The 17,219-nt window shown below is 57.3% G+C and carries 22 protein-coding genes and 1 pseudogene; 15 read left to right on the top strand and 8 right to left on the bottom strand.

Features of this window, described 5'->3' with window-relative positions; translation table 11 throughout:
- Positions 1-34 precede the first annotated feature (34 nt).
- Positions 35-217: a helix-turn-helix domain-containing protein gene (locus PG1C_RS15040; RefSeq protein WP_202634661.1), complete on the top strand. Its 183-nt coding sequence runs from the start codon at positions 35-37 to the stop codon at positions 215-217.
- A 194-nt stretch (positions 218-411) separates the two neighbouring features.
- On the opposite strand, the gene PG1C_RS10085 is transcribed toward PG1C_RS15040, so the two are convergent.
- Complete coding sequence (locus PG1C_RS10085; protein ID WP_202637020.1) at positions 412-1,926, bottom strand: DEAD/DEAH box helicase; 1,515 nt, start codon at positions 1,924-1,926, stop codon at positions 412-414.
- A gap of 364 nt (positions 1,927-2,290) precedes the next feature.
- On the bottom strand, positions 2,291-3,211 hold the full coding sequence (gene nhaR, locus PG1C_RS10080; protein ID WP_202634660.1) for a transcriptional activator NhaR: 921 nt from the start codon (positions 3,209-3,211) through the stop codon (positions 2,291-2,293).
- A 77-nt stretch (positions 3,212-3,288) separates the two neighbouring features.
- Between nhaR and PG1C_RS10075 the strand changes: the two genes are divergently transcribed.
- From PG1C_RS10075 to PG1C_RS10025, 12 genes are all read left to right on the top strand, one after another.
- Positions 3,289-3,714 (top strand): HPF/RaiA family ribosome-associated protein, encoded by a 426-nt coding sequence (locus tag PG1C_RS10075; protein ID WP_237218147.1) that lies wholly within the window; start codon positions 3,289-3,291, stop codon positions 3,712-3,714.
- On the top strand, positions 3,711-4,232 hold the full coding sequence (gene purE, locus PG1C_RS10070) for a 5-(carboxyamino)imidazole ribonucleotide mutase (RefSeq protein WP_202634659.1): 522 nt from the start codon (positions 3,711-3,713) through the stop codon (positions 4,230-4,232). The genes PG1C_RS10075 and purE overlap by 4 nt, the downstream gene beginning before the upstream one ends.
- Positions 4,229-5,377: a 5-(carboxyamino)imidazole ribonucleotide synthase gene (locus PG1C_RS10065; protein ID WP_202634658.1), complete on the top strand. Its 1,149-nt coding sequence runs from the start codon at positions 4,229-4,231 to the stop codon at positions 5,375-5,377. Before purE ends, PG1C_RS10065 begins: the two co-directional genes overlap by 4 nt.
- 137 nt (positions 5,378-5,514) lie before the next feature.
- Positions 5,515-6,456 (top strand): sodium-dependent bicarbonate transport family permease, encoded by a 942-nt coding sequence (locus tag PG1C_RS10060; protein ID WP_202634657.1) that lies wholly within the window; start codon positions 5,515-5,517, stop codon positions 6,454-6,456.
- A 4-nt stretch (positions 6,457-6,460) separates the two neighbouring features.
- The gene (locus tag PG1C_RS10055; protein WP_202634656.1) at positions 6,461-6,763 is read left to right on the top strand and encodes a P-II family nitrogen regulator; all 303 of its coding nucleotides are present in this window, start codon (positions 6,461-6,463) and stop codon (positions 6,761-6,763) included.
- Between the two features lie 214 nt (positions 6,764-6,977).
- Positions 6,978-7,130: a hypothetical protein gene (locus tag PG1C_RS10050; RefSeq protein ID WP_202634655.1), complete on the top strand. Its 153-nt coding sequence runs from the start codon at positions 6,978-6,980 to the stop codon at positions 7,128-7,130.
- On the top strand, positions 7,127-8,002 hold the full coding sequence (gene htpX / locus PG1C_RS10045) for a protease HtpX (protein ID WP_202634654.1): 876 nt from the start codon (positions 7,127-7,129) through the stop codon (positions 8,000-8,002). The genes PG1C_RS10050 and htpX overlap by 4 nt, the downstream gene beginning before the upstream one ends.
- Positions 8,002-8,307, top strand: coding sequence for a YkvA family protein (locus tag PG1C_RS10040; protein WP_202634653.1), 306 nt, complete (start codon positions 8,002-8,004; stop codon positions 8,305-8,307). The genes htpX and PG1C_RS10040 overlap by 1 nt, the downstream gene beginning before the upstream one ends.
- A complete protein-coding gene (locus tag PG1C_RS10035; RefSeq protein WP_202634652.1) occupies positions 8,300-9,271 on the top strand; it encodes a TerC family protein in 972 nt (323 codons plus the stop codon). Before PG1C_RS10040 ends, PG1C_RS10035 begins: the two co-directional genes overlap by 8 nt.
- A gap of 215 nt (positions 9,272-9,486) precedes the next feature.
- Positions 9,487-9,621 carry a hypothetical protein gene (locus tag PG1C_RS14765; protein WP_257719917.1) on the top strand — a complete coding sequence of 45 codons (135 nt, stop codon included), beginning with the start codon at positions 9,487-9,489 and terminating at the stop codon, positions 9,619-9,621.
- 94 nt (positions 9,622-9,715) lie between these two features.
- Positions 9,716-9,895, top strand: coding sequence for a hypothetical protein (locus PG1C_RS10030; RefSeq protein WP_202634651.1), 180 nt, complete (start codon positions 9,716-9,718; stop codon positions 9,893-9,895).
- Positions 9,896-9,983: 88 nt separating this feature from the next.
- Positions 9,984-11,018, top strand: a complete 1,035-nt coding sequence (locus tag PG1C_RS10025) for an NADP(H)-dependent aldo-keto reductase (RefSeq protein ID WP_202634650.1) — start codon at positions 9,984-9,986, stop codon at positions 11,016-11,018.
- Between the two features lie 19 nt (positions 11,019-11,037).
- Here the strand turns inward: PG1C_RS10025 and PG1C_RS10020 are convergent, their stop codons facing one another.
- The 4 genes and pseudogenes from PG1C_RS10020 to cobA form a co-directional block, all read right to left on the bottom strand.
- Positions 11,038-11,415, bottom strand: coding sequence for a thioredoxin family protein (locus PG1C_RS10020; RefSeq protein WP_237218146.1), 378 nt, complete (start codon positions 11,413-11,415; stop codon positions 11,038-11,040).
- A 173-nt stretch (positions 11,416-11,588) separates the two neighbouring features.
- Positions 11,589-12,050: a SixA phosphatase family protein gene (locus tag PG1C_RS10015; RefSeq protein WP_202634648.1), complete on the bottom strand. Its 462-nt coding sequence runs from the start codon at positions 12,048-12,050 to the stop codon at positions 11,589-11,591.
- 95 nt (positions 12,051-12,145) lie between these two features.
- Complete coding sequence (locus tag PG1C_RS10010) at positions 12,146-13,693, bottom strand: CYTH and CHAD domain-containing protein (protein WP_202634647.1); 1,548 nt, start codon at positions 13,691-13,693, stop codon at positions 12,146-12,148.
- Positions 13,686-14,429: pseudogene (gene cobA, locus PG1C_RS10005) on the bottom strand (uroporphyrinogen-III C-methyltransferase); the annotation flags it as partial. The pseudogene cobA and the gene PG1C_RS10010, both read right to left, overlap by 8 nt.
- A 182-nt stretch (positions 14,430-14,611) precedes the next feature.
- Between cobA and PG1C_RS10000 the strand changes: the two are divergent.
- Both PG1C_RS10000 and PG1C_RS09995 read left to right on the top strand, forming a co-directional pair.
- Positions 14,612-15,409 (top strand): 3'-5' exonuclease, encoded by a 798-nt coding sequence (locus PG1C_RS10000; protein WP_202634645.1) that lies wholly within the window; start codon positions 14,612-14,614, stop codon positions 15,407-15,409.
- Positions 15,406-15,966, top strand: coding sequence for a TVP38/TMEM64 family protein (locus PG1C_RS09995; RefSeq protein WP_237218145.1), 561 nt, complete (start codon positions 15,406-15,408; stop codon positions 15,964-15,966). Before PG1C_RS10000 ends, PG1C_RS09995 begins: the two co-directional genes overlap by 4 nt.
- Before the next feature lie 12 nt (positions 15,967-15,978).
- On the opposite strand, the gene ylqF is transcribed toward PG1C_RS09995, so the two are convergent.
- Both ylqF and PG1C_RS09985 read right to left on the bottom strand, forming a co-directional pair.
- Positions 15,979-16,881 (bottom strand): ribosome biogenesis GTPase YlqF, encoded by a 903-nt coding sequence (gene ylqF / locus PG1C_RS09990; RefSeq protein ID WP_202634644.1) that lies wholly within the window; start codon positions 16,879-16,881, stop codon positions 15,979-15,981.
- Entirely contained in the window at positions 16,878-17,156 is a 279-nt protein-coding gene (locus PG1C_RS09985; RefSeq protein WP_237218144.1) for an RNA-binding S4 domain-containing protein, read from the bottom strand. Before PG1C_RS09985 ends, ylqF begins: the two co-directional genes overlap by 4 nt.
- Positions 17,157-17,219 lie beyond the last annotated feature (63 nt).

Below are 17,219 nucleotides of genomic sequence, written 5' to 3'. Positions count from 1 at the left end.
ATGCCTTTTTGATCAGCCAGTCGAAATTGCAAAAATGAACTACACACACATCACCCAAGAAGAACGATATCAGATTTATGCCTTGAAGAAGGCAGGACACACGCAAAGCGAAATAGCCAGCGTGCTGGAACGAAAATCGACCATCAGTGGGAGCTGGCACGCAACTGTGCGGGCGCGGTTATCGTCCCAAACAAGCGCAGAGCATGGCGGTGGATAGACGTGCGATGAATGCGCGGATGATCGATGATGCGACCGGACCCTATTACTGTGATTCCAAGTCTCACGGGTAGACTCATCGGTGCCAGGTGGACACTGGATATCAAGATTTCCGGCTTCCGGATACCCATAAAAAAATCCCGCGCTGTTTTGCAGCGCGGGATTTTTTATTTCATCAGCGAAACTTGCATTTGATTATTTCTTGCTCAAGCCACCTAGCAGAGCCGCCACTGTGCGTTTTTGGCAGGTGATGGAAGGTTTTGCCGTTGCTGATGTTCCTGCCGTGGCATTTACTTTATTTTCGTAAGGTTTGGTGGGGTCGAAATCGAGTTTCGGTAAGCGCTTTGTCTGTGTGCTGACCGATGGGATGGCCGAGTGCATGGATGAGGGGGAGGACGGCGGGCGATGGTCGCGCGGTTTTTCCAGACGTTCTTTGGGCCGCTCAGGCCGCTCATGGCGCGGTGTGCGCTCAGTGCGTGGGTTCTCTGTGCGCATGCTATGACGAGGATTGTCACCCCGCGGGGAAGCTTCGGGCGCGCTGGCGTCTTGCGTCAAGCCGCTGCTGTCTGTCCGTTCTATGGTCCGGTTGATCAGTTTTTCGATATCGTGCAGGCGAGGGGTTTCTTCCGGGGCGAACAACGAAATGGCCATGCCTTGTTTGCCAGCGCGACCGGTGCGGCCGATGCGGTGGACATAATCTTCTGCTGTATGCGGCAGTTCGTAATTGATGACATGCGGCAAGTCGTCAATGTCCAGTCCGCGTGCGGCGACATCGGTGGCGACTAGCACGCGAATTTTTCCGGACTTGAAATTTTCCAGGGCTTCAGTGCGTTGCGCCTGGCTTTTGTCGCCGTGAATGGCATCTGCTGCTATGCCTTGCCGGGCCAGATGGACGGCCAGCCGGCTGGCGCCGAACTTGGTGCCGACAAACACCAGCACTTGGCGCATGTCTTCATGGGTGAGCAGCTTGACCAAGAGATGGCGCTTCAAGTCACTGGCGACGGCATAGACGCGATGGGTAACTGTTTCGCTGACGGCATTGCGGCGCGCGACTTCAATGAGCTGTGGCGACTTCAACATGGTGTCCGCCAGCTTTTTGATTTCGCCAGAAAAAGTGGCGGAGAACAACAGGCTTTGGCGCGCCGTGGGCAGCATGGCCAGTATGCGCTTGATGTCGGGCATGAAGCCCATATCCAGCATGCGGTCGGCTTCGTCCAGCACCAGCACTTCAACAGAGTTAAAACTCACACTTTTTTGCTGTACGTGATCGAGCAGCCGACCCGGTGTGGCAACAACAATTTCGCGGCCTTCGCGCAGCTGGGCAATTTGCGGTTTGATATCCACACCGCCATAGATGCAGACCGAGCGCAGCGGCAAGTGCTTGCTGTAGGTGACGACGCTTTCATGCACTTGCATGGCCAACTCGCGCGTTGGCGCGAGGATCAGCGCACGCACCGGGTGGCGGGCGGGAGATGGCGACGAGGTGGCATACGGTGCCAGGCGTTGCAGCAGGGGCAGGGTGAAGCCTGCGGTCTTGCCGGTGCCGGTTTGTGCGCCGCCCATGACATCGTGCCCGGCCAGAATAATCGGGATGGCTTGCGTCTGAATCGGCGTGGGGGTTGTGTAGCCTGCATCCTTGACGGCACGCAACAGTTCCGGCAACAGGCCGAGCCCGTCAAAGGTCGGCGCTGGTGATACACCGCGAAGCAAGTCCAATTCTCGGACGGCGGCTGACGTGGCGACGATGTCTAAAGAGGATACGGCTGGGGAACCCAAGCCAAGGGGGGAAGTGTTTTCGTTCAATGAAGCTCCTGAATCGGCCTGCCCTTTTGAGGGGGAACCGGTTCAGGCAGCGAAATACTGGAAAATGCTGTGCGGCGGAATGCCGGATTGCAGGCCAACCGGCATTGCCTACGAGGGCATTATAGTACACTCAGTCAAGGATGTTGCTAACCGCATGAATTTCCGGTATGGGCTCTTTCCGGGTGATGGGTGGTATCTGCCGCAATGGACACCAGGATGAGCGTTCCTTTCAGGTCACGATTTTGTCTCGATTCACTGGTGGCGCTGTGCTTTACGGTTGCTTGTGCAGCGTTTCCCTGGTGGGGAACAGTCCTTGGTGAGCCGCTTCGCTAACCGCCAGCGCCGCTGGGTGGCTGAGTTTGCGTTCCACCGTGATAAGAAAAAAACGCTCGTTGATGGCCTCGGTGCGGCCAACCGATACTACGCCGTATTGTGCCGCCACCTCGGCGGCGATGGCCGTCGGTGCGGGAAATACGCCCGCACCAGCCTGGCCAAAGGACTTCATCAGCGCGCCATCGTCGAACTCGCCAACCAGCCGCGGGTGGATGTTCTGGCCGCGCAACCAGCGCAGCAGCGGGGCGCGTATCGCGCTGTCCTCACCGGGGATCAACAGCGGTGCACTGTCGAGCAGGTGCGGGAATCCGCCTTCGAGCTTTGTGGCAAGGCCGGGCGCAGCGAAAAATGTCAGTCCGCATTCACCCAGCAGGTGGCTGTAGCCTTTTACGTCCATGCCAGGCGACAAGGGCCGGTCGGCCAGCACCATGTCTAGCCGGTGAATGGCGAGTTCAGCCAGCAGCCGCTCGAACTTGTCCTCCCGGCACACCATGCGCACCGGTTCGGGCAGTCCCAGAGCTGGTGCCAGCAGCCGGTAGGCGATGGATTTGGGCACCACATCGGCGATGCCCACCCGGAACAGGAATGGACGCTCCCCGTGGCGATTGCGCAACGTTTCCTCGAGCTCGTTGCCGACCTGAAATATTTCGTCGGCATAAGACAGGGCAAGACGCCCGGCTTCGGTCAGCTCCAGCCGCCGCCCGGTGCGCCGAAACAGTGCCACCCCCAGTTTTTCTTCCAATTGAGCGATTTGCCCGGAGAGGGTCTGCGGCGTGAGGTGCAGTTGTTCGGCGCCGCGCACCATGCCGCCAGCCTTGGCCACAGAATAGAAGTAATGCAATTGCCGATAGTTGAACATGATGATCCGATACTTCGTAAATAACGAACGATTCGCAAATAATAAACGAATTTTCTTGATGGAACAGGATGGTTATCATGGCGCTGTTGAATTCCAATACTTTTCATGTGGAGACAGTCATGCAGATGGATATCCAGTGCCGGGGTTTCGATCTGACCGATGGTTTGCGCGATTACGCGAGGAAACGATTGGCTTATAGCCTGAATTGTGGTGACGGCCATATAGGGCGGGTGATCGTGCGTCTTTCCGACATTAACGGCCCGCGTGGCGGCAAGGATAAGCGCTGCCACCTTGAGGTGCGTCTGAAGGGGCTGCCGGAAGTGGTGATCGAGGATACCGAGGTCGATCTTTACGTGGCCATTGACCGTGCGGCCGAGCGCGCTGGACGTGCCTTGCTGCGCTGCTTGGCGCGGCAGCGGGAATTCGCGCCCGATAGACGAATGGATGAAAACACTGAAGAAAGCGTTGTGCAAGCTGACGAACTCAAGACGGAGAAAATATGAGTAAAACGAGTGAAAAAAATCCTGTGGTTGGCATCGTCATGGGTTCGGATTCGGACTGGCCGGTGATGCAGGCTGCCGCGGACGCGCTGGAAGAATTCGGTGTCCCTTTCGAGGCGCGCGTCGTTTCGGCGCATCGCACGCCCGATCTGTTGTTCGACTATGCCTCGACGGCGCGCAAGCGGGGTCTTGTCGCCGTCATCGCCGGTGCCGGTGGTGCAGCCCACTTGCCGGGCATGCTGGCGGCCAAGACTTCCGTGCCTGTGCTGGGCGTGCCCGTACCCTCCAAGCATTTGCAAGGCCTGGATTCCCTGCTTTCCATCGTGCAGATGCCCAAGGGGGTGCCGGTGGCTACGTTTGCCATCGGCGAAGCCGGTGCGGCCAACGCAGCCCTGTTCGCCGTTGCGCTGCTGGCCACGGGTGAAGGTGACTTTGGCCGCGAACTGGCCGACAAGCTGGATAATTTCCGCCGCCGCCAGGCCGACAAGGTGCTGGCCATGCAGTTGCCGGGGCGCGCATGATCCTGCCACCCGCTACCCTAGGCCTGCTGGGCGGTGGCCAGTTGGGCCGCTACTTCATCATGGCCGCACGGGAACTGGGTTACCGCGTCATGGTTCTGGATCCCGATCGCCACAGTCCGGCTGGACGGATCGCCGACGAGCATCTCGCTGCGGCTTACGATGATCAGCATGCCCTGGATCACATGGCGCGAAGTTGCGCAGCGGTCACCACGGAATTCGAGAGCGTGCCGTCTGCCGCGCTGACTTATCTTGCCCGGTTTGTTCCGGTTCGACCCGGCGCTGAGGCGGTAGCGGTCTGCCAGAACCGCAGCGCGGAGAAGGACTTTCTCAAGCGGCATGGTCTGCCTCATGCGCCTTATGCCGATATCCGCAGCGAGGATGATGTCGGGAACGCACACGTCGATCTCTTCCCCGGCATTCTCAAGCTGGCGCGCTTCGGCTACGATGGCAAGGGTCAGGCCAGTGTTCGGGATCGGGACGAGGCGCTGATAGCCTGGCGCCAATTCAAGGGCGAGGCCTGCGTTCTCGAACGGAAAATGGCGCTCGATGGTGAAGTCTCGGTGGTGCTGGCGCGGGACGAGTCGGGCAAGACCCAGTGCTTCCCTGCCAGTGAAAACAGCCACCAGCACGGTATCCTGGACATTTCCATCGCACCAGCCCGGGTTTCCGGTGGCCTTCTGAGCAACGCTGAACAACTGGCTTGCAACATCTCGGCCAGGATGGCTTACATCGGTATCTTGAGCGTCGAGTTCTTCGTCGTCCAGGGGCAGCTCTATGTGAATGAAATCGCACCCCGGCCGCACAATTCCGGCCACTACACGCTGGATGCCTGTGTCACGAACCAGTTCGAGCAACAGGTGCGGGCGCTGTGCGGCCTGCCTTTGGGCGATGCCAGAAATCATTCTGCTGCCGTGATGGTCAATCTCCTGGGCGACCTCTGGACTCCCGGCGGGGATCACAACATCCGGGAGCCGGATTGGCTCACGCTACTGTCGGTGCCCGGCCTCAAGCTGCACCTCTATGGCAAAAATTGCCCTCGGCGGGGGCGCAAGATGGGGCATTTCACCGTGATCGGGGACAATCCGGCAGCCGTGCACGAGGCGGCAATGGCGGCTCGTGCAGCCATTGGCATTGGCGATGATTGAGAAAAACCTTTCTATGCGCATAGTTAATGACTGCCGCTGGTGGACGCAGGTTCGGTTCAGCGGGAATATGATCGAATACGCAGATGAATGCTTGCACCGGCACGCGGGCAAGCTTCGACACTATGGAATCTTGAATCATGCCAGCACTTGATCCTGTCGTTCTGTTTTTCCTTCTGGGCCTTGCCGCCGGACTGGCGCGCGCCGATCTGCGCCTGCCAGGTGCTATCTACGAATTTCTGAGCATGGTGCTGCTGCTCGCCATCGGCCTCAAGGGTGGGGTGGAACTCGCCCGGCAATCTCCGGTGGAGCTCCTGCCACAGCTGGGTGCTGTATTACTCATGGGCATTGTGTTGCCGCTGGCGGCTTATCCGGTGCTGCGCTGGCGTCTGGCACGGCCGGATGCGGCTTCCATCGCGGCTCATTACGGCTCGGTAAGCGTAGGCACCTTCGCCGTGGCTGTGGCCTTCCTCGCCTCACAAGGCGTTGTCTACGAGGCGCACATACCCGTGTTCGTGGTACTGCTGGAAATGCCCGCCATTATGGTGGGTATTCTGCTGGCGCGTGGCATGGGGCGGCAGACGGACTGGAAGCGGCTCGGGCATGAAGTGTTCCTGGGCAAGGGCGTGGTTCTGATGGGGGGCGGGTTGCTTATCGGCTGGGCGGCAGGGCCGGAGGGCATGCGTCCACTCGGCGGGTTGTTCTTCGATCTGTTCAAGGGATTCCTGGCGCTGTTCCTGCTGGAAATGGGCCTCATCGCGGCCAGCCAGATGGCCAGCCTGCGTCGGCACGGTGCTTTTCTGGTGGTGTTCGGCATTGTCATGCCGCTGTTGTCGGCGCTGGTGGGCGGATGGGTAGGCTGGTTGCTGGGTCTGTCGGTAGGCGGCACGGCGCTGTTCGCCACCCTGGCGGCCAGCGCTTCTTACATCGCCGTGCCCGCTGCCATGCGCCTGGCCGTGCCGGAGGCCAATCCCACGCTGTCCCTTGCCGCATCCCTCGGAGTCACCTTTCCGTTCAACGTCCTGGTGGGCGTTCCCCTCTATCTTGATCTTGCCCGTCTGATCCATCGCCTGGGAGCTTGATGTCATGTCCAACGAATACCGCAAACTGCTGACTGTTATTACCGAATCTGCTATCGAGCGCGATCTGCTGGCCGATATGGAGCGGCTGGGTGCGCACGGTTATACCGTCACCGATGCGCGTGGCAAAGGCAGCCGCGGCGTGCGCGATGCCGGTTGGGGCGAGGCAAGCAACATCCGGGTGGAAGTGCTTTGCGACGACGCGACGGCCCGCGCCATCGCACTGCACTTGCGGACGCGCTACTACGACAACTACGCCATGATCCTGTTCATGAGTGATGTCGAGATATTGCGTCCGGAGAAATTTTGAAGGTGCATCAAATGAAGCGCAATGCCCTGTCATCCGCCGTTCTGCTGAATTTTTGTCGATGAGAATGAACACGCGATGCATGGCATGATCTCTAAGTTCATTGACGGCAGCTGGTGCAACTGCCTGCATACTGCTTTGAACATCCCCGCGTCCAGAGCGGCAGCATGCCCCTGATCCTGTTTATTGCCATCACCGTTAATGCCCCTGCATCGAGATGGAATACAAGAAGGCGGTACGGGCGTATATCGAGGCCGATCCGCATGCCGAGGTGAGTACCATGCGCGAAGATTTGCGCGAACTGAAGACACTGCTGTTGCACAGAGCAAAGCAGACCCTGATTTTTGCAATCCCGGAGGAATCCCCATGAAACGTATTGTTCTTTTTCTTGCTACCAACTTCGCCATCGTGCTGGTGTTGTCCCTTAGCATGCGTCTGCTTGGCGTTGAGCCTTACCTCACTGAGCAGGGATTGAATCTCCAGTCGCTGCTGATCTTCACTGCGGTCATGGGTTTTGGCGGGTCATTCATCTCGTTGGCGATTTCCAAATGGATGGCCAAGAAGTCGATGGGCGTGCGGGTGGTCGAGGCGCCCTCGAACTCGACCGAATTCTGGCTAATCGACACCATCCGCAAATACGCGGTGAATGCGGGCGTCAAGATGCCGGAAGTCGGCATTTTCGATTCACCCCAGGTGAATGCTTTTGCCACTGGCATGAGCAAGAACAATTCTCTGGTCGCTGTGTCTTCCGGGCTGTTGCAGCAGATGACGCGCGAAGAAGCCGAAGCCGTTCTCGGGCACGAAATCGCCCATATCGCGAATGGCGACATGGTGACGCTGGCGCTGATCCAAGGGGTGGTGAACACCTTTGTGATGTTTCTTTCGCGAGTGATCGGCCATACCGTCGATCGTGTCGTGTTCAAGAGTGAACGGAGTGGCGGCCCGGCTTTTTTCGTCACCATGATCATTGCTGAACTAGTGCTGGGTGTCCTCGCATCAATCATCGTCATGTGGTTCTCGCGCCAGCGCGAATTCCGTGCCGACCGTGGCGGCGCCAGCCTGGCTGGACGGAAAAACATGATCGCTGCGCTGGAGCGCCTCGATAGCCAGCATCCGGCGCCGCTGCCGGAGAGGATGGCGGCTTTTGGCATCGCTGGCGGCGGCGCGTCCGGAATCAAACGCCTGTTCATGACGCACCCTCCGCTGGAAGAGCGCATCGCGGCGCTCAAGGCAGCACAGTGATGCGCGGGCGGCTGGCCGCGCTGGCAGCGGCGTTCAAGCGCGAGTTTGAGATCTACCGCTGCGCGCTACGCCATCCGGATACGCCCTGGTTCGCCAAGGCGTTGTTGGGACTGGCCGTTGGCTACGCCCTGTTGCCGTTCGACCTGATCCCGGATTTCCTGCCAGTCATCGGCCATCTAGACGATCTCATCATCGTGCCGGGCCTGGTCTGGCTGGCGTTGCGCCTGATCCCGTCCGCCGTCATGGACGAGTGTCGAGCGCAAACCCCCCTTTTGAAAAACCATCGGATACTTCAGCATGAATAACACAATCTCCATCGGTGAACCCTGGATGTGGGGGGGGGCCGGCTTCATCGCTTTCGTGCTGGTCATGCTGGCGCTTGATCTGTTCGTGTTTGGTGGCAGGAAGGTGCACAAGGTCAGCGTCAAGGAAGCTGCACTCTGGTCGATGGCCTGGTTCAGTCTGGCGCTTATTTTCAGCGCTGGTTTGTGGTGGTATTTGAATGGCACGGTGGGCGCGGAGATTGCTGACAAGAAGGCGCTGGAATTTCTTACGGGCTACTTGATCGAGAAGTCGCTGTCTGTGGATAACGTGTTTATCTTCCTGCTGATCTTCTCGTCCTTCCACGTCGCCGCCGAATACCAGCGTCGGGTGCTCATTTATGGTGTGCTGGGTGCTATCGTCATGCGCGCCATCATGATCCTGGCCGGTGCTTGGGTGGTGCGTGAATTTTCATGGGTGCTTTATATCTTTGGCATCTTTCTGGTGATTACCGGCATGCGCATGCTGGTCATGGCGGAAAAGACGCCCGATCTGGAAAAGAACCCGGTATTGAAGTTCGCACGTCGGCATTTACGCATCTCATATGATCATCACGGTGAGAAATTTTCCGTAATGAAGGACGGCGTGCGCTATTTCACGCCGCTGTTCCTGGTGCTCATCCTGATCGAAGTCACTGACTTGGTGTTTGCGGTGGATTCGATCCCGGCTATTTTTGCCATCACTACCGATCCCTTCATTGTCTTCACCTCGAACATCTTCGCCATCATGGGTCTGTGGGCGTTGTATTTTCTGCTGGCTGACGTGGCGGACCGTTTTCATCTGCTGAAATATGGTCTGGCTATGGTGCTCACCTTCATCGGCGCCAAAGTGCTCATCATGCCGTGGTATCACGTGCCGGTGGCAGCTTCCCTGGCCATTGTTGCCGTCTTGATCGGATCTAGTGTTCTCGCCAGCCTGATTGCTACACGCAACAAACCTTCGTTTTGATTTTTTCTGCTGATGATGAAAAACATCATGCTTGAAGCTTAGCCTAATCGATATTTCGGTATAAAAATAGCCGTGAGGCTGGCTATCTTGGCCCTGTTCATCATGCAGGATGTGTAGTAGTAAAAAATCCGCCATTATGCAGGCTATGGAAACCTGAGGCATGTCGAAAAAATAGCGTCCTTTAATTCGTAAAATTAGACTAGCAGGGGAAGGTAATGGAGCACATACCGCAAGACAAAAGAGCGCCGGAATTTCGGACGGAAGCCGCGCTCAATGGCGAATCGCATGCAGTGTCCAAGAGCCTGGAAGCCAGCGACGAAAAGTCGGCGCTGGCATCACGGCGTCCATGACGTTGATAACCTTGCTGCCGCTATCGCGGCTGTGTTCTTCATCTCCATATGTTTGGTGACGATTTGATGCATGGCTGAATGAGGCGCGCTGACCATGCACGAACCCTCTACAAAACTCATCCCGCTGTTCCTCATCGCCATCATTTCCAGCGCGGCTGAACTAGTCCGTTCTTATCGCCTACGGTGTGGTGGGTATCGCCGTGCTGTTGTTTCTGGCGGGGTTCAAACTTGGGGTGGCGCACGTGCTGCATATCAGGACTGTGGTGCTCGCTAAAGATGGAACTTCCTGATATTGTCAGTTGGGCGCTGATTGAAAATCAGCGATGTGGCGATCATGCATTGACTGAAAGGGAGTGGAAGAAATGAAATTTGTAAACTTGGGGAAAAGTGATCTGCGGATCTCCTCCGTGTGTCTTGGCACCATGACTTTCGGCCAGCAAAATAGCGAGGCCGAAGCGCATGAACAGCTTGATTACGCGTTTACCCAAGGCATCAATTTCATTGATACCGCTGAGATGTATCCGGTGCCGCCCAGGGCGGAAACTACCGGTGCGACGGAGCGCACTATCGGCACCTGGTTGAAGCATCAGGCGCGGGATCGTGTTGTGCTTGCCACCAAGGCGGCGGGTACAGGTCGGATAGACTGGATACGCGATGGAACGCTGACGTTCGACCGCAAAAATCTGCGCGCGGCGGTTGATGGCTCCCTGGCTCGCCTGCAAACGGACTATATCGATCTTTACCAGCTGCACTGGCCGGATCGCAATGTGCCTACGTTTGGTCAATATCAGTTTGAACCGCAGAAAGAACGCGCCTTTGTGTCGTTTGTGGAAACCCTGCAAGCGCTCGATGAACTGGTGAAGGAAGGCAAGATTCGCCATATCGGTTTGTCCAACGAAACGCCGTGGGGCGTGATGCAGTTTTTGCAGGTGGCCCAAGCGCATGGCTTGCCGCGTGTCGTGTCGACTCAGAATGCCTACAGCTTGCTTAACCGGACGTGGGAGATGGGCCTGGCCGAAATCGGCTATCGCGAGCAGGTGTCGTTGCTGGCTTACTCCCCCTTGGCGTTTGGTTTTTTGTCGGGCAAGTATTTGGCTGATCCAAAGGCACGGGGCCGGGCAACGCTGTTTGGTGCTTTTGCTCAGCGTTACACAAAAGTTAACATGTCACCAGCGGTTGCCGCGTATGTTGATCTGGCCAGCCGTCACGGCATGACACCTGTGCAATTGGCCCTGTCTTTTGTGGCGTCACGCTGGTTTGTTGGCAGCACGATTATTGGCGCGACAAGCTTGGCGCAGCTAAAAGAAAATATTGCTGCTTGTGCGCAGCCGTTGGCGGAAGATGTTTTGCAGGAGATCGAAGCACTACATTTGCGTTATACGAATCCAGCACCGTAACACCCGGAGGCAGGGAGCGTTACGCTGGCGGATAGGCGAACAATATCGCGCGCAAGGGCTGAAAGCGCTGCCATTGGCGATGCATTTCGTTGGCTGAAATATAGCTTGTTAAGGCGTCACCGTTAAGGGCGCGCAGTGCGTTGAATGTGCGCTCCAGTAGCCACGGCTGGGGCAGCATGGGGCCGAAAAAAACCACCTTGTCGTGATTAAAAATGAGCAAGGTGGGGAAGTTTTCGAAATCCATATCGCCGATTCCATCGATGCTATTAATCGCATCGGCCGCGTCCTCAATATCGATCCAGCGAAATGCGGTATCTGCAAACTGCGTGGCTAGTGCGCTAAAGCCTGCGCGATAGTCGCGACAGGTGCCGCACCACTCAGCGCATAAGCAGGCCACCAAAAAATCTGCAGGGAGTGTTGGGTTCGACACGGCGGGATGCACGGGCGGAGGTTATTGCACAGATAGCGGGTTTCCCCAATCGGCTGATTTTACCGTGCGGCGTCGCCGATGCGCTCTACGTGTGATTTCTTGTTTTTTTGCTACGCCAATCTGGCGCAGCAATTTTCCGCCTACAGAAAGTCTGGATTGATAGCAGCGCGCAGCACGATCTGCGGTTCACTTTCGCGCATCCGGCTGGAGAACCACCAGACTGCACCTTTTTTCATGGGCCAGTCGTTTTCTTCACCACTAAGCAACAAGGCGGCTACCCGCCCCAGCGTGGGCTGATGGCCAACAATCACAACCGCGCCGGGGTCTTCAGGCCAGTTGGACGCCGCGAGAATATCGGCCACCGTTGCACCAACGCCGACTTTTTTTTCAACCTTGTAGGGCAGTTCGAGCGCGTTGGCTGTTTGCTGCGTTCGCTCAGCCGGGCTGACAAGAATGCGGCGCTTGCGGGGTAAATTCTGGTGTAGCCAGTGTGCCACTTTTTTGGCCTGTTTCTCGCCACGAGAGGTTAAGCGGCGTTTGTGGTCGGGTAGAGCTTCTCCACCTTCTTCTGCTTCGGCATGGCGCCAGAGAATCAAATCCATTGCATTATTCCAATGATCATTTGCATGACACGAGTGTAGGCGCTGAACATGACACGCGTGTGACGGGCTGTTTATACGGCGCAGAGAGATGGCGGTCACCGCAGCTTAAGGGTTTCCAATTGCTTTTCAAGACGACGCAAGGCGAGGGGCAGGCTTGCCAGCAATTGCACATAGCGTGTGCCGTGCCAGTGACCGATCAGGGTAACCGCCTCGTGCAGGGAGGCGTCTTCCCCGGCGCATGTCATTAGCCATTTTCCGGCTTGAGAGAGGTCGTTGAGCTGCCCCAAAATGTCTTGCAGGCGCGTGAGTTGGCGCAAAATCGGTTGCTGTTTTTTTAACTCGGCTTTCAACTCAGTGAGTGGGCTAAAAAATTCCAGGGCGTAGCGTAAACGCTTGATGGCAATGCGTAGGGCATGCAGCGATGCTGGATTGTCCGGGTTGCCTGGGTTTTCATGGTGCACGGCGCGTATCCGCCGCGAGACGTGTTTCCCCAAGGTGTGCAGACGTGTTGCAGCGAAGCGAGAGAGGGGTAAGTTGGGGTTGGTGTGCGAGTCGGCTTCTTGCTGATAGAGTGTTTGTAATGCGGTGAGCAGGGCGTGTCCATAAGCTGGTGAATCAAGCAGCGCAAGGGCTTGTTTGCGGACGTGCTGCCGTTGCTGATTTATGGCCGCTAACAATGCCGTCAGAGGTGGTTTGCGCGGGCCGTCAGTCATTGCGGTAAGCACTGGTGCGGCAATGTCGGTGTGTAGCACATCCAGATCACGCACCTGGCCGAGCTGAATCATGAGCGGCGTGAAGGCATCTTTTAGCGGCCGGGTAAAGCTCGCGGGTAGGCGGGGTGAAAAAAATCGTAGTGCGGCGCGCAACCGGCGCATGGCTACTCGCATCTGGTGAATGTATTCAGGGTCTTCCGTATGCAACGCGCCGTGGTGGTTTTGCTGTAAATGTTCGAGGCAGGCAAGGGCTATGCTGCGAAAAGCCGCTAGCGGCGACAGATTGCTGGTGAGCGATACGTCAGCAGCTTTGACAGGTTGCGGCGGGGTGTGGCTGTGTAGCTGATATCCCCGCTCGGCCTTGGAGCGCACTGCGGGCGTGAGCACCAGGCTTTCCGTCAGCGGCAGTGCCAGATCAAAGAGTGCATTAAGAGGGGCATTGGCTAGTTCCAGCTCAACTTCAGAAATAGCTGTGCGCTGGTCGCCAGCCGTAATCCAGCCGCGATCAAGCGTGAGCAGTACTGCGCCGGGAGCGGCCTCAAAGCGCCAGGTTTGGCGTTGAAAACGGGTCTCGAAAATGGGGGTAAGTTGTGCCAGCAAGTGCGGACGTTGCAGCCATGTGCGCACCTTTGCCGCAGAGATAGCAGAAAAATCCAACCGACCGGCGTAGGGTGTTTCCCATTCCGGGCGGCTAGCCAGGCCAGCGGTGGCTGTGCCTGTCAATTTCACTGTTTGCAGCCAGCGCCTGCCTTGGCGTCGCAAGCGCAGGGCAATGCCGTGGCGGCGTAGGGCGAGATCAGGTGTGTCGTAGTAAATGTTGTCCAGTGTTTCCGTCTGGCGATGCACGGCTTGCTTGAGCAAAGGATGGCGCAAAAAACGCCGCTGCTCTTTTTCTGCCAGCGCTAGTTTGAGCTCGACTTCTTCAGCCATGCTGTTCAGCGAACCACTGCAACTTGTGATGCAGAGTAACCACGGTGCCCACGATGATCAATGTCGGTGCGCGTAGTTGTGCTGCTGCGGCGAGCGCAGGCAGGGTCGCCAGGGTGCCGGTCACAGTGCGCTGGCTGGGTTGTGTGCCGTGCTGCACGATGGCGGCGGGCCAGTCGGGCGGCAGGCCATGCGCCATCAGCTTTTCGCACAGTATGGGCAGGCCCAAGAGCCCCATGTAGATGACAACGGTCTGGCGGCGGCGGGCCAGACCCGGCCAGTCGAGATTCATGCTGCCATCTTTGAGGTGCCCGGTGACAAAAACGCAGGCTTGCGCATGGTCGCGGTGCGTGAGCGGAATGCCAGCATAGGCGGCAACGCCGGCTGCTGCAGTGACGCCGGGCACGACCTCGAAGGGAATGCCATCCGCCGCCAGAATTTCGACTTCCTCGCCACCGCGCCCGAAGATGTAAGGGTCGCCGCCTTTTAAACGCACCACACGGTGGCCCGCTTGCGCCAGCCGCACCAGCAGATGATTGATTTCTTCCTGCGCCAACGCATGGTCGCCACGTTGCTTGCCAGCATAGATGCGCTTGGCATCGATGCGCGCGAGTTCAAGTATGGCCGGAGCTACCAGATTGTCATAGACGATGACATCCGCCTCAGCGATCAGACGCGCGGCTTTGCAGGTGAGCAGGTCCGGGTCGCCGGGGCCGGCACCGACCAGATAAACCCATCCGGGCTGGGCGTGTTGTGGCATTTTTTTCATGTCCGCTATGCTATCAGTTTGGCATATTCAGTGGCATACCGAGCAGATACCCAGCGTGCTGGCAGTGCCCCGCTATAATTCTTCGCTCTCGCAACGTTGCGCGCTGTATCACCAGCGCCGACTTTTTCAAATCTTGTTACAGGGTACGCGTCATGATTCCCACGCTCGTTTTCGACATCGAAACCATCCCCGATATTGCTGGCTTGCGCCTTTTGCACGAGTTGCCAGCCACGCTGGCGGATAGTGAGGTGGCTGAGTTGGCCATGCAGCGGCAGCGGGCAAAAAACGGCAGTGATTTTTTGCCTTTGCACCTGCAACGCATTGCGGTTATTTCCTGTGCCTTGCGCAGCGACGAAGGCTTTCGTGTCTGGTCATTGGCCGAGCCGAAATCAAATGAAGGCGAAATCATCCAGCGGTTTTTCGATGGCGTAGAAAAATTCACGCCGCAATTGGTGTCGTGGAATGGCGGCGGTTTTGATCTGCCCGTGCTGCATTATCGCGGATTGATGCACAACGTCACCGCGCCGCGATACTGGGATATGGGCGAAGGCGATTACCGTGATTCGCGGGATTTCAAATGGAACAACTACATCAGCCGTTATCACGCGAGACATCTTGATTTGATGGATCTGCTTGCCATGTATCAAGCGCGCGCCAATGCGCCGCTCGATCAACTGGCGCGGCTCATGGGCCTGCCCGGCAAGCTGGGCATGGATGGCTCCGCCGTGTGGAGTGCCTGGTGTGACGGGCGAATAGACGAAATTCGCGATTATTGCGAAACCGATGTGGTGAATACCTGGCTGGTTTTTCTGCGCTTTCAACTCATGCGCGGCGTGTTCACCGCAGCCGAGCATGAGAGTGAAATTGCGCTGGTAAAGACGAGTCTCGCTGCGATTGATGCGCCGCACTGGCGCGAGTTTCTTGCTGCTTGGGTGGGGTCATCGCCTTGAGCCGTTATCAGCGTTTACTGGGCGTTTTATTATTTCTGGGGGCAATGCTCGCTATTTTTGAGTTTTCCGGTCTGCGCGATCATTTCACGCTAGCCTATCTGCGGCAAACTATTCTGACGCACGAAGTGGGTGGCCTGCTTATTTTTGTGGCGGTGTTTTCGCTGGGGAATCTGGTGCACATTCCAGGCTGGATTTTTCTGGCGTCAGCCGTGCTTGCATTAGGCGCCTTCTGGGGTGGGGTGGTGACTTATATTGCGGCAGTTATTTCGTGTGGAGTGACGTTTTTTAGCATCCGCTTTTTGGGCGGGGATGCTTTGCGGGAGATGAAAAATAAAACCGCCATGCGTATTTTTCGTCAGCTGGATGCTCGGCCAGTCGCAAGCGTGGCGCTGTTGCGGGTTTTCTTTCAAACCGTGCCTGCGCTCAATTACACACTGGCGTTGTCTGGCATTCGGTTCCGCCACTATATGATCGGCACTTTACTGGGTTTGCCACTGCCAATTACGCTGTATTGCGTATTTTTCGACACGCTGGCCCATCTGTTAAAGATTACTTAGTGCCTTGGTGGCTTAGTCGGCACGTTCGGTTGTAGCGGTTAGTGCCGCGCCTGCTTGCTCCAACATGGCGGCGCGGCTCGCCGGGGTTTCCAGGGTGATGCGGCCCAATTTGCCATTGCGATAGTCGGTCAGAAAAATCATCGCGGCTTTTTCCAGGTCAAGCTCTTTGCCGCGTCTTTGCTGCAAGCAACCTCGTTTTATTGCCACGGCTTCGAGAACGCCAATGCCATCCATGCTGTCTGTATCAAAGCCATAACGCGCGGCAATCAGTGTGGGGTAATTCTTGAGCAGAAAATCGGCAAGAAACGTGGCGACATCCGAATCAATCACGGCGTTGCGGCCAATGGCATGGCAGGCCGCGAGCATGAAGCCATCGCTATCGTGCGTGATTTTTGGCCACATCAGCCCGGGTGTGTCGGTGATGGTCATGTGGCCGCCGAGATCTTGGCTCAGTTGTGATTTGGTGACTGCGGGTTCATCACCCACAGCCGCTACGCGGCGTTTGAGCAAGGCATTCATCAGAGTGGATTTACCCACATTCGGAATGCCCATAATCAACATGCGTAGCGGCTTGACGCCGGTGTTGCGATGCGGTGCCAAGGTGCGGCACAGCGCAGGCACGCGCGCGGCATCGCCAGGTTTTTTGCAGGCAATGGCGAACGCTTTAACACCGGGCTGGGCGTTGTAAAAATCGAGCCAAGCGGCAGTGGCTATGGGGTCGGCCAGATCAGCTTTGTTGAGCAGCTTAAGGCAAGGGCGCTGGCGATGCAGGCGCAATTCGCGGATCATCGGATTACTGCTGGCCTCGGGTAAACGCGCATCGCACACTTCAATCACGACATCAGTCAGCGCCAGCGTTTCTGCCGCCTTGCGGCGGGCCGAGGTCATGTGACCGGGGAACCATTGAATGCTCATGAGGTGTCTGTTCCGTTGGCGACAACGATGCGCAGGGTGTCGTCACCCAGCTGCACGACATCGCCTGCGCGGAGTTTGCGTCGTGTGCGGGTTTCGATAGTTTGCCCCACGCGTACAGCGCCTTCTGCAATCATGGCCTTGGCAGCGCCGCCCGAGGGGGCGAGGCCTATCAATTTGAGCAGCACATTGAGCTCAATGAAGTCACCTTGCAGTGGAAAGTCGTGGATTGCCAAGTCGAGGCTCCGGAAAGAGTCAGCAGACAGGAATGTCTGCATGAAATATGCATATATATGTATGGGGAGGGCTGATTCTACTGCGTCCTGCGGCGTGTTTCAGAC

Origin of the sequence: Rugosibacter aromaticivorans, assembly GCF_000934545.1 — a bacterium.
GTDB lineage: Bacteria > Pseudomonadota > Gammaproteobacteria > Burkholderiales > Rhodocyclaceae > Rugosibacter > Rugosibacter aromaticivorans.
This window is presented reverse-complemented; position numbering and strand designations above follow the sequence as displayed.